Annotated in this window: 15 protein-coding genes; 1 reads left to right on the forward strand and 14 read right to left on the reverse strand. The window is 59.9% G+C overall.

Annotated features, from left to right (window positions below):
• Positions 1-8: 8 nt before the first annotated feature.
• The 13 genes from Q1M07_RS14215 to Q1M07_RS14275 all read right to left on the reverse strand — a co-directional run bounded on the left by Q1M07_RS14215 (position 9) and on the right by Q1M07_RS14275 (position 12,479).
• Positions 9-1,475: an aminotransferase class I/II-fold pyridoxal phosphate-dependent enzyme gene (locus tag Q1M07_RS14215; RefSeq protein WP_300454574.1), complete on the reverse strand. Its 1,467-nt coding sequence runs from the start codon at positions 1,473-1,475 to the stop codon at positions 9-11.
• Positions 1,475-2,110: a NeuD/PglB/VioB family sugar acetyltransferase gene (locus Q1M07_RS14220; RefSeq protein ID WP_300454575.1), complete on the reverse strand. Its 636-nt coding sequence runs from the start codon at positions 2,108-2,110 to the stop codon at positions 1,475-1,477. Before Q1M07_RS14220 ends, Q1M07_RS14215 begins: the two co-directional genes overlap by 1 nt.
• Entirely contained in the window at positions 2,100-3,233 is a 1,134-nt protein-coding gene (neuC, locus tag Q1M07_RS14225) for a UDP-N-acetylglucosamine 2-epimerase (protein ID WP_300454576.1), read from the reverse strand. Before neuC ends, Q1M07_RS14220 begins: the two co-directional genes overlap by 11 nt.
• On the reverse strand, positions 3,230-4,261 hold the full coding sequence (neuB, locus tag Q1M07_RS14230) for an N-acetylneuraminate synthase (RefSeq protein ID WP_300454577.1): 1,032 nt from the start codon (positions 4,259-4,261) through the stop codon (positions 3,230-3,232). The genes neuC and neuB overlap by 4 nt, the downstream gene beginning before the upstream one ends.
• On the reverse strand, positions 4,258-5,235 hold the full coding sequence (locus tag Q1M07_RS14235) for an NAD-dependent epimerase/dehydratase family protein (protein ID WP_300454578.1): 978 nt from the start codon (positions 5,233-5,235) through the stop codon (positions 4,258-4,260). Before Q1M07_RS14235 ends, neuB begins: the two co-directional genes overlap by 4 nt.
• Positions 5,217-6,722, reverse strand: a complete 1,506-nt coding sequence (locus Q1M07_RS14240) for a hypothetical protein (RefSeq protein WP_300454579.1) — start codon at positions 6,720-6,722, stop codon at positions 5,217-5,219. The genes Q1M07_RS14235 and Q1M07_RS14240 overlap by 19 nt, the downstream gene beginning before the upstream one ends.
• Before the next feature lie 76 nt (positions 6,723-6,798).
• Positions 6,799-7,947, reverse strand: a complete 1,149-nt coding sequence (rffA, locus tag Q1M07_RS14245) for a dTDP-4-amino-4,6-dideoxygalactose transaminase (RefSeq protein WP_300454580.1) — start codon at positions 7,945-7,947, stop codon at positions 6,799-6,801.
• A 33-nt stretch (positions 7,948-7,980) separates the two neighbouring features.
• Positions 7,981-8,595, reverse strand: a complete 615-nt coding sequence (locus Q1M07_RS14250) for a class I SAM-dependent methyltransferase (RefSeq protein ID WP_300454581.1) — start codon at positions 8,593-8,595, stop codon at positions 7,981-7,983.
• Positions 8,595-9,449 (reverse strand): methyltransferase domain-containing protein, encoded by an 855-nt coding sequence (locus Q1M07_RS14255; RefSeq protein WP_300454582.1) that lies wholly within the window; start codon positions 9,447-9,449, stop codon positions 8,595-8,597. The genes Q1M07_RS14250 and Q1M07_RS14255 overlap by 1 nt, the downstream gene beginning before the upstream one ends.
• A 28-nt stretch (positions 9,450-9,477) precedes the next feature.
• The gene (locus Q1M07_RS14260) at positions 9,478-9,951 is read right to left on the reverse strand and encodes a hypothetical protein (protein WP_300454583.1); all 474 of its coding nucleotides are present in this window, start codon (positions 9,949-9,951) and stop codon (positions 9,478-9,480) included.
• Positions 9,948-10,949 carry a class I SAM-dependent methyltransferase gene (locus Q1M07_RS14265; protein WP_300454584.1) on the reverse strand — a complete coding sequence of 334 codons (1,002 nt, stop codon included), beginning with the start codon at positions 10,947-10,949 and terminating at the stop codon, positions 9,948-9,950. Before Q1M07_RS14265 ends, Q1M07_RS14260 begins: the two co-directional genes overlap by 4 nt.
• 131 nt (positions 10,950-11,080) lie before the next feature.
• Positions 11,081-11,806 carry a WbqC family protein gene (locus Q1M07_RS14270; RefSeq protein WP_300454640.1) on the reverse strand — a complete coding sequence of 242 codons (726 nt, stop codon included), beginning with the start codon at positions 11,804-11,806 and terminating at the stop codon, positions 11,081-11,083.
• Positions 11,807-12,035: 229 nt separating this feature from the next.
• Entirely contained in the window at positions 12,036-12,479 is a 444-nt protein-coding gene (locus Q1M07_RS14275; RefSeq protein WP_300454585.1) for a GFA family protein, read from the reverse strand.
• A 137-nt stretch (positions 12,480-12,616) separates the two neighbouring features.
• On the opposite strand from Q1M07_RS14275, the gene Q1M07_RS14280 reads away from it, so the two are divergent.
• Positions 12,617-13,018, forward strand: coding sequence for a helix-turn-helix domain-containing protein (locus Q1M07_RS14280; protein ID WP_300454586.1), 402 nt, complete (start codon positions 12,617-12,619; stop codon positions 13,016-13,018).
• Positions 13,019-13,063: 45 nt separating this feature from the next.
• On the opposite strand, the gene Q1M07_RS14285 is transcribed toward Q1M07_RS14280, so the two are convergent.
• On the reverse strand, positions 13,064-13,633 hold the full coding sequence (locus Q1M07_RS14285; protein ID WP_300454587.1) for a hypothetical protein: 570 nt from the start codon (positions 13,631-13,633) through the stop codon (positions 13,064-13,066).
• Positions 13,634-13,679 lie beyond the last annotated feature (46 nt).

A 13,679-nucleotide genomic window follows, 5' to 3' on the forward strand; every position in this document is an offset into this window, starting at 1 on the left:
TGCACCCCTCAGCGCAGGTACTTTCTCAGCACGGATACGACGCGGTCGACATGATCCGACGGCATGTTCGACCCCGACGGCAAACACAGACCCTGATCGAACAGCCGGTCCGCCACCGAGTCGCTGCCCGCCGTGAAATAGCGGCAGCCGGCGAATACCGGCTGCAGGTGCATCGGTTTCCAGAGAGGCCGAACTTCGATCAACTCCGCCGCCATACGCTGCATCAGTTCCAAGCGCGTGATGCCGGCCGCCGCCGAGATGGTGCAGGCGGTCAGCCAGTGCGTGGAATAGCTCCAGTCGGGCTCTGGCATCCAGGTGATGACGGGAATGTCGGCCAACGCCGTTCGGTAGGACGCAAACACTTCGCGCCGGGACTCGACCCGTTGGTCGAGAACGCGCAGCTGTCCGCGGCCGACACCGGCCAGAATGTTGCTCATGCGGTAGTTGAAGCCGATCTCCGAATGCTGATAATGCGGCGCAGGATCGCGCGCTTGAGTCGACAGATAGCGCGCTTTGGCCACCACGTCGGCATCGTCCGAGACCAGCATGCCACCGCCCGAAGTCGTTATGATCTTGTTGCCATTGAACGAATAAACCCCGATACGACCAAACGTGCCGCTCGCCCTGCCCTTGTAGGTCGCGCCGAGAGATTCCGCCGCATCCTCCAGGATGGGAACTCCGTAGCGCTCGCAGAGGCTCATCAGCGGGTCCATGTCCGCGCTCTGTCCATAGAGGCTGACGACGATTACCGCCTTGGGCAGCCAGCCCTCTTTCCTGGCCGCCTCGAAGGCACGCTCGAGAGCGAGCGGCGACATGTTCCAACTGCTGTCGTCCGAATCGATGAAAACAGGTTCGGCTCCTTGATAGACGATGGGGTTGGCGCTGGCGGCGAAGGTCAAGGTCGAGCAGAATACCCTGTCGCCCTGGCCGACACCCAGGATGCGCAAGCCCAGATGAATGGCGGCGGTGCCCGACGACAAGGCGGCCGCGTGGCGGGCTCCGACCTTTTCGGCCAACTCGCGTTCGAAGGCATCGACATTGGGCCCCAGCGGAGCAATCCAGTTGGTGCGAAAGGCCTCTTCGACGTAATCGCGTTCCGTATCGCCCATGTGCGGCGTCGATAGGAGAATCTGCGTATCGATTTCCTTCCGATCGAGCACCTCGACCACCTGATTGTTCTCGTCGATCACCGGCAAGTGATTGATGCCGTGATGATTCATGCGGTCCAGCGCTTCCCTGCGGCTGGCGCCCCGGGCAATGACTTGTGACTGCTTCGGCGGCAATTGTTCGAGTGAACTGTCCAGGCCGGCGCCGTTGAGCAACAAACGGCGCAAGTCACCGTCCGTCACCGTGCGCTCGAAACAACCATCGGTGCCCACCAACAACAATAGCCCCGCGCCCGTCAGGTCGAGTCTGGCAAGGGCTTCCCTGAGGCTCGTCTTCCGACTGACGGCCAGGAGCTTGATATCGTGCATCATTGTCCTTTGTGTGAAGGCTGGGCGGGCACACCTTGCCAAGTCTGGCCCGGTGGCACATGGCCGATGACTACCGCGCCAGCGCCGATGACGACGCCGTCGCCGATCCTGATTTCCGGGAGAACCCTGGCCCCCGCGCCAATCAGGACGCCTCGCCCGACCTGTACGCCACCGCCCAGTGAGGCGAGAGGAGCGACGTGGCAGAAGTCGCCGACCGAACAGTCGTGATCGACCACGGCACCATGATTGACGATGGTCGCCGCGCCGATGCGCGCGCAGGGCCCCACGACGGCCTGAGCGGCGACGAAGACGCCTTCGCCGAGCGTCGCGGAAGCCGCCACACTGGCCCGCGGATGGACGATCGCCAGCCAATCGCGGCGCGCGAGAGTGGAGTCGAGAAGCAGGGATTCCCGAATCGCACCCGACCCCACGGCGGCGTGTACTTTGCCAGACAGGGGGCGACCGGGACGGACCGGCGTCTCCACCCGGCATCCGAGTATCGACAAACCCGCCAGCGCGGCACGATCGTCTCGCACGCGGATCGCTGCTGTAGTCCAGCCGCAGCACAACAGCGCGTCGATCACGACGCGGCAATGCCCGCCGGCACCGAGCAGATGTACAGTCTTAATAGGCATTGGTCTTGGCCATCAAATCGGCGTCGATCGGCAGCGAGGAAAGCAAATCCACGATGCGTGGCCCTGCCTTCCCGTCACCATAGACGTTGGCAGGCGCGAAACGGCCATGGCTCAGCGCACGATCGAGGGCCGCGATGATTTCGCCCTTGTCCAGTCGGACGTCGAGAGTGTTGGCGTTGCGTTCGCGCAGATTCTGTCGGCACCCAAGGTTGAGCACCGGTGTGCCGAAGGTGGCGGCTTCGATGATCCCGGCGCTGGAGTTGCCGATCAGCACGTCGCAACAGGCCATCCAGGAGGCGAATTCGGCTCTTGGCAAATGGGTCAGCAACCGGACTTCAGGGTTGCTCTGTTGCGCGAGCAGCACCTCCCGGATGTGACTGCTTCCGGCATCCGAGTTGGGCAGCAAGGCAACGACTTGGCAACGACGCGAAGCCAGGCTTTCCATGATCGTCCGCGCCGATTCTCCGGCCGACTCGGCTTCCTGCAACACCGGATGAAAGACCATCAGGGCCAGCGGACGAGTTTCATCCAGTCCCTCCGAGCGACAAAGCGCGTCGCGCGGCAAGTCGGCCAGCGCCTCCAGTCCGTCGAGCCCTGGCGCACCGGTACCGAATACCCGCTCAGCCGATTCTCCCATCCTGATGAGACGCTCACGAGACGCGTCGGTCGCCACGAAATGATAGTGCGCGAGCTTGGATATGGCATGACGAACAGGTTCGTCGACCGTACCCGAGCGCTCTCCTCCGTGAATATGGACGGCCGGAACATTCAAGTGGATGGCGGCGACGGCGCCCGCCAGCATTTCCCCCCGATCACCCAGCAGCAGCACGAAATCGGGCCGATCGACCTCCAGCTCGTCCACAAACCGCCAGATCATCTGGCCGATGTTGCGCGCCATCGTGGCACCGGTGGCGGGTTCCAGGTCGAGCGGCACCTGCCCCCTGATGGTCAAGCCGGCGGAGCAAATCTCGCTCACCGTGTAGCCATGGGCGGCACTCAGGTGCATGCCCGTGACGAGGACGTCGAGACGCAAATCCGGCGACCGATGGATAGCCTGGAGCGTGGACTGCATCAGGCCGAAGTCGGCGCGCGTGCCGCTGACGTAGCAGATACGGCGTGTCATTTCAGGTCCGACCACCGCAAAGTCGTGCCCGCGGTAAGGTCGCGCCGCAGCGTCCTGCCGACCACCTCGTCAAGTTCGGCCGGCGCGATTCCGCTACCGGGACGCAACAGCACCAGGTCGCTCGCGGCAAGCACATCGCCTGCCTTTCGTTCGACCGCCAGTGTGACGCTGCGGCGTACCAGGGCCCGGATAGGCATTTCGGAGGCCGTCGGCCGTTTCTCGGCATCACCCAGACACTGCTCGACCGCGCGAATGCTCTGCACCAGCGACGTCAGTTCGGTCGGTGTCAGCGACGCGCTGTGGTCCGGTCCGGGAAGGGAGGTATCGATGGTGAAGTGCTTTTCGATGACCACGGCTCCCAGCGCTACTGCGGCGGTGGCCACGGCGATACCTCGGGTATGGTCGGAGTAACCTACGGGAATCCGAAACGCATCGGCAATCGATTTCATCGCCCGCAGATTGACGTCTCGAAACTCCGCCGGATAGTTGGACGTACAGTGCAACACGGTGATCCGGTCGTCCGAAACGTCGCCGTCCGGCGCCGACCAAACCTCGCGCACGGCAGCCATCGCGCTCCCTATCTCGGCCAAATCCGCCATGCCGCTGGAAATGATCATTGGCAGCCTCTTCTGCGCGAGGTAACGCAAGAACGGCAAGTTGGTAATTTCGCCGGACGGCACCTTGATCCGTTTCATGCCGAGCGAGAGAAGCATGTCCGCGGCGCCTTCGTCGAAGGGCGTAGACATGAACTCGATGCCACGTTCGGCGCACGCCTTGGCCAGCCGTTGGTACACCGCGTCGGAAAGCTCGAGTGCGCGCAACATGCTATGCTGGTCACCGGCACCGGTCGTGCGTTGCTGATAGGCCGCTTTGGCGGTCCCTTTGGCAACCAGTTTGTCGGCCGAGAAACTTTGAAACTTGATGGCATCCGCACCGCTGGCGGCGGCGATGTCGACGAGTTGCAGCGCCATCGCCTCGCTGCCATTGTGGTTGACGCCGGCTTCGGCAATGATGAAGACTCTGCTCACGCGGTTTGCTCCTCTTCGTAACCTTCATCGATTCTGGGGGCCAGCGCGCGCTGCATCGCAACACGCAGAGCCACTGGTGGCGTCCAGCCCAGCCGCCGACAGGTCGACGAACTATCCACCGCCAGCGGAACGGCCATCTTGCGTATCTGGTCACCGCGGCCAAACAGGCCGGCCATCATTTCGAGCAGCCGCGCGGGAACGGGCAGCAGCCGGGGCGTCACGCCCATCGCCTGAGCCATCGTTCGCACGAATTCCGTGGTGGGCACCGTTTCGGAATCCGCGACCAGAAAGACGCCCGACGGCGGGTCGGGGTGACGCACCAGATGAACCAGGAGATCCACGACGTTGTCTCTGGCCACGAAACTGCGCGGTGCATGCAGCGCGCCAAACGGCAAGGGCCAGCCCCTGGCCACGAGCTTGGCAAGCAAGGCAAAATTGCCCGGCGCCTGCGGACCGTAGATCATCGGCGGACGAACGATGTGCATCGTCATGCGACTTTCCGCGTGCAGCGCCATCAAGCCTTGCTCGGCCTCCCATTTGGACTGGCCATAAGGAGTATCGGGAGCGGGCGGATCATCGTCCCGAAACGGCTTCGCGCCGGAAGTGCTCCCATTCACGCTGATCGAACTGACGAAAATGAAGCGCTTGACTCCCGCATCGGCCGCTCGGCGTGCCAGGTTCACGCTGGCTTCGGCATTGATCCGACGAAACTCGACCAGAGGATCCGCAGCGTCGTCCCGGAGTTTGTGCGCCCGCCCGGCGCAATGCACCACCGTATCGACTTTCTTCAAGAGTTCGAACTCGTCAGCGGGAATCGCGGCGATATCCTTGACCAGCCAGGTTTGCAGGTCCGGATGCGACCAGCCGGCGGGCTGGCGTGCCATGGCAAGCACCCGATGCCGGCGGTGCAGAAGCGCGCGGCAAACCGCCTGGCCAAGAAACCCGGACGCCCCGGTTACGAGCACACTCTGCATAAATCTTTCCTCAGTGACTCGACAGGTGCCAGCCTTATCGAATAGTTCTGCCGACCGAACATCAGGGGCGGCGCCCCGATCTGCTTCACATAATCGATGACCAAGACTCGCACCGCGTTTTCATCGTGTCGCTTGTGGTGCCCCGCATTATACATCGGGAGAAAGTATTGGTCATACCTGCCGCCTAGATAGTTTGGATACTCGTCGATCCGCATGGCGAATCGACGATCGTCGCCATAGGCCAGCCTGACTATCCCACTCCATTCGTAGAAGCCGAGCGTTCGTCGGAATCGAGTTTCGGTTCGATCGTCGAGCAAAATGACATCCGCCTGTTTGAAGTCGCTATCACGCAAGAATTCGAGCACGGCGGTCTGTTTGCGCCAGTCCAGATAGGCAACATAGTAGGCATTGAAGTTCATGGCAAAGGATATTGCCAATACCAATCCAATGGCATGACGGGCCAACGCCGGCCCCAGGTAACCGACCCCTCCCACCGTCAGGCAGGCGACTCCCAAAGGTAACAAGAGCTGATGGCGACTAGCCGGCCATTCCTCGAACACCGGTGCCAAGCCGAGGATCAGATAGGGAAAGAGTGCCAGCGCAATGGCGATCAGACCCGCCAGGAGCACGCTGCAATCGGGAAAGATACCCTTGACGCGCGACAGCAGCGCACGCGCCAGCAGCAAGCCGATGACCAACAGTGGCAACGACAGGTCTTGCCCGATAAAATCGGAATAAACGATTTTCAGCGTCGGCCACAACTTCTCCAGGCCAAAACCCTCGTTATAGCCGGCATAGAACCCGGTCGGCGGAAAATATAAGGTCTTGATCAGGAAAACGACCACCGGCAAGGCCACCAGGGGAAGGTTCCGGAGTGTCCAAAGCAACGCTTCTCGCGGCAGATCGCCGCGCCACGAAAACCCGGACAAAAATAATTCACGGCGCAGCAGTTCGAGTATCGGCAAGAGGTAGAAAACCAAGTAAGATTGAGTAAAGAAGGCGAACAGGAACAGCCCGCCGGCGAGCACTTTGTGCGTCAAGAGCCAATACCAGGCGAGAAAGAAAAGGAAATTACTCAGCGCGTAGGGCAGTGTTATGCCGATTATCCGCGCAAAGTTAAAAGGCAGCACGGCAAACAGCAAGGCAATCAGGAAACGGCTTTCGCTGGTCAGCCATTGCTGGCGGGCCAAGATCTTGTAGAAAGCGACGGCCGATCCCAGATAGAGCAAAAAAGTAGCGCACTTGTAACCGATCGGCCCGAGAAGCTGCATGTAGTTGTGTAGCTGGGCGTAGAGTCCGAATGGCGTGCCGGCCATCTTGAAGCGCGCCAGAATGTCGCCCGCCGCGTGGCCAAACAATACCCAGTCATCCCAGTAGATCGCTGGCAGCACGAAGAACACGCCGCAATGAGCAAAGACATAGCTCAGCACCAGCAGTTGCTGATCCGGCAAGGCGTGAAAAATCGATCTGTACGCTGAAATTTTCATCACTGAGAATTGAACTGACTAGCCGGCGCCGACGAGTCTCTCCGACCCGAGCGGCGCGAGAGGATTCGCCTTTTGATTATCCGGCGCGCAGCAAGGCATCGCGCAGCGTGTCGGCGACCCGGCTTTGCTGTTCGGCGCTGATGCCGAGCCATAGCGGCAAACGGAGAAGGCTCTGAGCGCATCTATCGGTGACGGTCAATTCACCGCACACTCGGCCGTACCGCTGCCCGCCGGGCGACGAATGGAGAGGGACGTAATGAAACAAGGCGTAAATCTGCTCACGCCGTAGTTCATCCAGTATCTGCTGCCGGTCGATACCAGACGCTAACAGGACGTAATACATGTGCGCATTGTGCTGGCAATCCTCAGGCACGACCGGGCGACGAAGCAGGCCCTTGGCCTCCAGCGCTTCGAGTAGTGTGTGATAGCGCTGCCAACTCGCCAAGCGATCTTCGGTAATCCTTTCCGCCTCTTCCAATTGCGCCCAGAGAAATGCGGCGATGAGTTCGCCCGGGAGAAAAGATGAGCCAAGCTCCTGCCAAGTGTATTTGTCGACCTCACCCCGAAAAAAGCGGCTGCGATCGGTGCCTTTTTCGCGAATGATCTCGGCACGCAAGGCGAGCTCGCGATCGTTGACCAACAGCGCTCCGCCCTCGCCTGAAATGACGTTCTTCGTCTCATGGAAGCTGTAAGCCCCCAGGTCGCCGATGCTGCCCAGCGGGCGCGTCTTGTAGCTCGACATGACGCCTTGCGCCGCATCTTCCACCACCTTGAGACCGTGCCGCTGCGCAATCGCCAGCATGGCATCCATCTCGCAGGCCACCCCGGCATAGTGCACCGGGACGATCGCCTTGGTACGCGAGCTGATGGCGCCTTCGACCAAACTCTCGTCGAGGTTCAAGGTGTCTTCACGAATATCCACAAAAACCGGAACGCCACCGCGTAGAGCAAAAGCATTGGCCGTTGAAACGAAGGTGTAGGACGGCATGATGACTTCGTCGCCCGGCCGAATATCCAGTAACAAGGCCGAGATTTCCAAAGCGGCGGTACAGGAATGAGTCAATAACGCTTTAGCCGCGCCGGTGCGTTGCTCCAGCCACTGATGACAACGCTTGGTGAAAGGGCCGTCGCCGGCCAGCATGTTCCCGAACTTCGCTTCGGCAATATAGTAGAGTTCCTTTCCTGTCATGTAAGGCCGATTGAAGGGAATTTTCACGCTGTTCACCTCAAGCCTCCGTCGGTGCGATCGATCGCCGGGTCATTTCCGGCATTCCATGAAACAATACGTGTACGGAATCCATACTTGATGGTGCACCTCAACGCGTGGTGACGAAAACACCCTTTCCACCAAGGCCCGATACCCTTCCTTATCACGCACATTCTGGCCACGGTCGTTGCGCACCAAAATGCCGGCCAGAAAACTCTGTGACGGGTCCAGACAGGGATCGGTGGTCAACAATCGGCCGCCGGCCTGCAGTGCCTCATGCGCCAGATGCAGGACGCCGACGGCCACCGAATCGTCCAGATGATGCATCAGCCCCATCGCCAGAACGACGTCGAACTTCGGTAGGGCGGCGAGATCTTCCTGTTCGAGTTGTTTGCAGTTGAAGCGGCCACGTGGTCCGAACTTCGCCTTGGCCTGTGCAATATAGGCTTCGCTGATATCGAAGCCCCAATAATCCACTTCCGGCAGATAGGCAAGGATGTGCGCCGGGCCGCAACCCAGGTCGAGCACCTTCATCCCGCTGAACGGTTTGACGTAATTGGCGGCAAAGTTCTGCCGATTCCGATGCGCTCCCATGAGCGACTGAAACGACGAATAGATCAGCGGGTGTGATAGAACGGCCCGCACACCGTGGGTAATCTGTGCCATCAGATCTCCTGACACTCGCCGATTTTCTCGAGGCGGCAATCCATGATTGGTTGCAGAGCAGCCGGAATGCCGCCGAACAAATGATGCATGCGCCAGCGAACCATCATCATCAGCAGACGGCGTAAAGCCGGCGAGCGACGACCAGCGAAATCGGGATCCGAAGCGACGCGGGCCAAAGTCGATACCAGCATGGAGCGGTTGAACGTCAACCTGAGCCCCGTCAGCCGTCGAACATACCTCTTGAGTTGAGGAACAGTTATCCAGTTGAGCGATTGCCATGTGCCGGCGGGATCGCCCATTCTCGAGCTGGCGAATATTTTCTCCCCGAGCAGTCTTTCCGTTAAGCGTTTCGAAAACAGGGTCGGGATGTCGAAGTGCGGTTCATAGGGGAAAAGATAATTCGGACAAGTGAAGCGATAGCTGGCGCCGACCCGCATGCTCCGGCCGACGTTCTTCAGCACCAGCGCCACGTCGTCCACATGTTCCATCACGTTGACCGAAAATGCATAATCGAAGCGCTGGTCAACAGCGAGCACTTCGGCCGCCTGGTCAATGATTTCCGGGCAGCAAGCCAAAGCACGCGCCTTCTCCAAGACCAGCCGCCGCATCTCATCAAAATGCGAAAACCCCACGCTGACTGGCTCGAGAGCGGTGACGGCGAATCCTTCTCTCATCAACTGGCAACTCAGCAGCAGCGATCCCGCGCCGACCTCCAGGATCCTCGCCCCGGGCACCAGTCGTTCGAGGTCGGCCGCGATGTAACGCCGGCCAAATGCCGCCTCCGCAGCATAGCTGTCGAAGAGCGACAATAAAGCGGGCGCCACGTCGACGAAGAGCAGACGAACCTCGGCCAACCAAAGGTCGATCGTCGGTGGATGCCCGTCAGGCATCCGAGGCCACTCCCAAAACGATTCCACCAAAGATCAGAAAAACAGCCAGCACTCTCGTCGTGCTCAATGTTTCGGAAAGAAAGAACCAGCCTCCGAAGATGACCATGGCGAAGGTAAGACCGATATAAACGGGGAAGGCGACGGTCAAAGGCAGCTTCGTAATGACAAAAAGCCAGGCAAAAGAGGCAAAGAGCGCCGCCAGGTAGGCCGACAGAACGACCGGATCGGTAACAAAGTGCACGAGATGCTCGGGAAAACCCGATGGCGCGGGTTGATCTGCGGTGAGCGAACGCCACTTGACGACGATCTGGCTGTAGGTCACGAGAATAGCAATCGGCAAAATCAACAAATAATTTTTCACCGGGTACCGATCATAGGCCAAGTTGGTGGTCGAGGAATGCGGCGGGCAGCCTGGCCAGCCGCTCTTGAATGCGCCAGTCGGCGCAGTAACGAACACGAACTTCAATAGATCGCATGAATCCTGACCGCTACGTCCCGCAGCTTGTCCCTAATCCGCGCATGATATTTCTGGTTTACAGTCAGAAACAAGCAATCCACCTGGTGTTCGGTCAGCCACTCGGAGCCATAAATCGGAATGCCGTGCTTTTCTTCGCCGGGACTCTTGGTGTCATCGATGCAGGCGACAATATTGCAGCGCGCCAAGGAAGTAAAAGTCAGAAATAGAGTGGCAACCTCGCCGGCGCCAAAAATCGCCACTCGGCCAAAGCGATGAGCCGTGACATAGTCGTCGAGCTGGCGAAATCTATCCCGCCAGACGGCCACGTTCTGCCGTATGACGTCGCTGTAGGCGGTGGCTACCGGCGGCGCTTCGCCAGCCGATTTTTCGCACACGAAGAGACCGATCCCGTGATTGATCGCATGCTCGGTGTCGCTGTGCACGATCGTCAGGCCATTCCTTCTCAAAATACACGCGAATTGATCGGCCGTAAAATGCCAGACATGTTCGGCAAAGAATACGTCGTAACCGCCATAATCCTGAATGGGCAGGCAGAATATAAGTCGGCCGCGCTCGCTCAAGGAATTCCGGAGACAGGCGAGCAGCAAGGGTATGTCCTCGATATGCTCAATTACGTTGACCAGCAGAAAAACATCGGCCGTGGGAATCGGCCGCTCGCCGTCTATAATGCACTGTTCGACCTTCAGCCCCTTGGCACGCGCGAGCTGCGCCGCCTTATGGCTGCCGTCGAAGCCGGCGCAGTTGCGCTCGGGATAGCGCGCGGCAATCCTCGCGAGAAGATTGCCCTCGCCACAACCGATTTCCAACAATGAGTCGAAGTTTTCCGGCAGATGAGGGACAACCCACTCGAAAAAGACTTGCGATCTGGCGACGATGCCTTGTGGCGTATAAAAAAAATGCTCCTCTCTGCCCAAAGTATTCAACTCGTACTCGCGGCCATACAGCACTTCCAACTCGTCTGGCGAAAAGGCCAGTTCGTTGGCCACCACGCCACTCGCCGGACAGATGAGCTTGGCAAGCCGTCCGCTGACGATTCGCTGGTCGCCGGTCATGATACGGCCGCCGACCGAAGAGTAAACCGGCTCCCATGCCTCGCTGCCGGACACCGGGCAAGTTCTCATCGACGCCCCAGCGCGCTACTCAGTCTCGCCACCGAGCAGTCGTTGACGATCATTCCCAGAGACTTCGGGCCATGGTTCATCAGCAGATCGAGCACCGACATGTAAGGCAGAAAATCTCCCCAAAGTTGTCTGTAGGGCACATGAACATAGTCCTGGAAAACGACCTCGATGCCGTTTTTTTTGAACAGTTCGACATCGAGAAAACGCTGCGCCGACTTCCCGTCGTAAAGGACCTTGATCCCTGGGCAGTGCTGACAGAGCTCGAGGATCCTGGCGTTCTTGTCCACCGTTCGCTTGGGAATGTCGGAGGCACGCAGGGTCGGGGTATCGATTTCGACGTACTGGCAAATAGCGGCATTCAGTCCATAATTCAAGTCAACCAGCTTCTGATATTTCCGGTGTATGACGGACTCGACCAGTGCCACGACCTGGCTAAAAAACGGTGCCTTCTTGTACCATTCGCGCAACTTGTTCAAGATAACCTCTTCCCATTTTTCATTGTAGGAAATCAGCGCCTCGTTGATCAATATTCCGGTCGAAGCATTGCTCACCGGAACGTGGATCGGCTTGGCACCGTATGGCGACTTCAGTTGGTTATTGTTGCGCCAATCCTTTTTCGTGTACTGGACGTCGTCCAAATAGATGAAAACATCGGCCAGGGCCATCTGTTCAAAATAACCGAGCCAGGGCACGAAACATGGTTGTATTATGGAAACGATCATCAACTGGCTTTTTTTGCGCGGGGAACCGATTTTACAGTTCGATGGTCGGCGAGTCCAGCACGGCCACGAAAGCGCGAACCATGGTTTCGCTGGTCGCCGACGGCCGAACGACGCCGCCGGGGACTGGACTGACGAAGCGCCGCGCCACTCCGCGCCGACCTTCAGACCGGGGGCCAGTCAGCCCCGCCGAACCGGCGTCATCCTGGCGCTGGTTCGGATGGCACCACGTTTATGCCGGCTTTTCCATTGGTGGCATGGCAGGGAAGGCGGTCAAGGACGGGTCGAGATGGTCCCAAGGGAGAAGGCGGTCGACGTAGATCGCCATCTGGGGTTGGATGGCGGAGGGGTCCTCCAGGCTGGCGACGCGTAGCGTGAGGGTTCCCGGCATGCCGGAACTTCGGCCGAACAGCGGGCTGCCACAGATCGGGCAGAAACTGGTGGTCACCTGATGGCCGCTGTCGGCCATCCACCGGTAGTCGCGAACGTCGCCTTCGACCTTCACCGCCGCCGCGGGGAACAAGGCGTGGAAAGCATGCCCGGCGCCGCTCAGTTTTCGGCAACTGGTGCAATAGCAGATGCCGGTCATGACCGGACTGGCGTGGACTTCGTAACGCACCGCGCGACATAAGCAGGCACCTGCCAAGCTTGGGGCTGTCTGGGTGGGATCATCCATGAGTTTCTCCTCAAGTGAATAGGACAACAAACGCGTGACTTGCAAATCAAAAGTCACTTGCGTAGGGTGGCACAGAGACTTGTTATTTGCAAGTGTGAATTTGCAAACATCACGATGCCGCGGTTAGAGTAAGCGCCGTGAACTCCGAAACCGATGAAAACTACCGTTCCCGATGTCCCCTGGCTTCCGCCCTGGACCTGCTGGGAGACAAGTGGACTCTGGTCATCGTTCGCGACATGATCGTGGACAAGCGCCGGTTTGGCGACTTCCAATCGTCACCGGAAGGCATTCCCACCAACATACTTGCCAGTCGCTTGCGCCGCCTCGAAAAGCTGGGCATTGTCGAGCGGCGCGTCTACCAGGAGAAACCGGTTCGTTACGAGTATTTCCTCACCCGAAAGGGGGCGGAGTTGCTGCCAGTGATTCAGCAACTCGTCGTCTGGGCCTGTCGTCACATCCCTGGTCGATGGACGCCGGCGGCGAGGTTTCTCGCGGCGACGCCGGACGATTTGCTGAACGCTGACCGCCCGCCTTCCTGACCATGCCCAGCAGGCCGAGAAAGCCGATCGCGCGGCCGCCACGACTTACTGACTAGCGGATTTCTTTGCCGCCCGCTCGGCGTCCTGTTTGGCCCGTTTCTCGAGCTTGGCCTGGCGACGCGCTTCGTCCGCCGCCGCTTTCCGGCGCCCTTCCTCGGCCTGCCGAGCCTTGTCCGCCAGCTTCTTTTCGCGCTCGGCCGCCTTCGCCGCTTCCTCGCTGCGATAACGCTCGGCGCTTTCTTTTTGCTCGGCTTCGCGCCGCGCCAGGTCGACCGCCCGCTGCGCTTCCTTGGCGGCCAGTTCCTGCCTCTTGGCCTCGCGCTCGAACTCCCGTGCCGGCTGGTCGAGCCGGCGCGCTTCGACGATCGCCTCGGTATAGCGCTTCTTGGCCTCGATGAGACAATCGTTGACTAGGAATTTGCGATAGCACCGGGCCTGCTCGTCCGTGTGCAGGCGCTCCGCCTCGGCGCGCATCGCTTCGGCCCGCGCGCGCTGCGCCGTCGCCTCTTCGAGCGTCTGTGGAACCTCCGGCGGCGGCGCCGCCTCGTCTCCGGCCACCGCCCCGGAGCACAGCAAGCACAGCGAAAACCCTCCCAGCCAACCGCTCACAGACATCAATTTCTCCTTACGCACCCGTCGGGCGTGCGAACCGAACACCCGT

The sequence above is a fragment of the Accumulibacter sp. genome (assembly GCF_029255285.1).
Classification (GTDB): Bacteria; Pseudomonadota; Gammaproteobacteria; order Burkholderiales; family Rhodocyclaceae; genus Accumulibacter.

Bases quoted from the DNA above. Each gene is read 5' to 3' on its own strand.
- Q1M07_RS14250 (WP_300454581.1), bottom strand. From the start codon at position 8,595: ATGGCACAGATTACCCACGGTGTGCGGGCCGTTCTATCACACCCGCTG.
- Q1M07_RS14220 (WP_300454575.1), bottom strand. From the start codon at position 2,110: ATGCCTATTAAGACTGTACATCTGCTCGGTGCCGGCGGGCATTGCCGC.
- Q1M07_RS14240 (WP_300454579.1), bottom strand. From the start codon at position 6,722: ATGAAAATTTCAGCGTACAGATCGATTTTTCACGCCTTGCCGGATCAG.
- Q1M07_RS14215 (WP_300454574.1), bottom strand. From the start codon at position 1,475: ATGCACGATATCAAGCTCCTGGCCGTCAGTCGGAAGACGAGCCTCAGG.
- neuC (WP_300454576.1), bottom strand. From the start codon at position 3,233: ATGACACGCCGTATCTGCTACGTCAGCGGCACGCGCGCCGACTTCGGC.
- Q1M07_RS14270 (WP_300454640.1), bottom strand. From the start codon at position 11,806: ATGATCGTTTCCATAATACAACCATGTTTCGTGCCCTGGCTCGGTTAT.
- Q1M07_RS14275 (WP_300454585.1), bottom strand. From the start codon at position 12,479: ATGGATGATCCCACCCAGACAGCCCCAAGCTTGGCAGGTGCCTGCTTA.
- Q1M07_RS14235 (WP_300454578.1), bottom strand. From the start codon at position 5,235: ATGCAGAGTGTGCTCGTAACCGGGGCGTCCGGGTTTCTTGGCCAGGCG.
- Q1M07_RS14285 (WP_300454587.1), bottom strand. From the start codon at position 13,633: ATGTCTGTGAGCGGTTGGCTGGGAGGGTTTTCGCTGTGCTTGCTGTGC.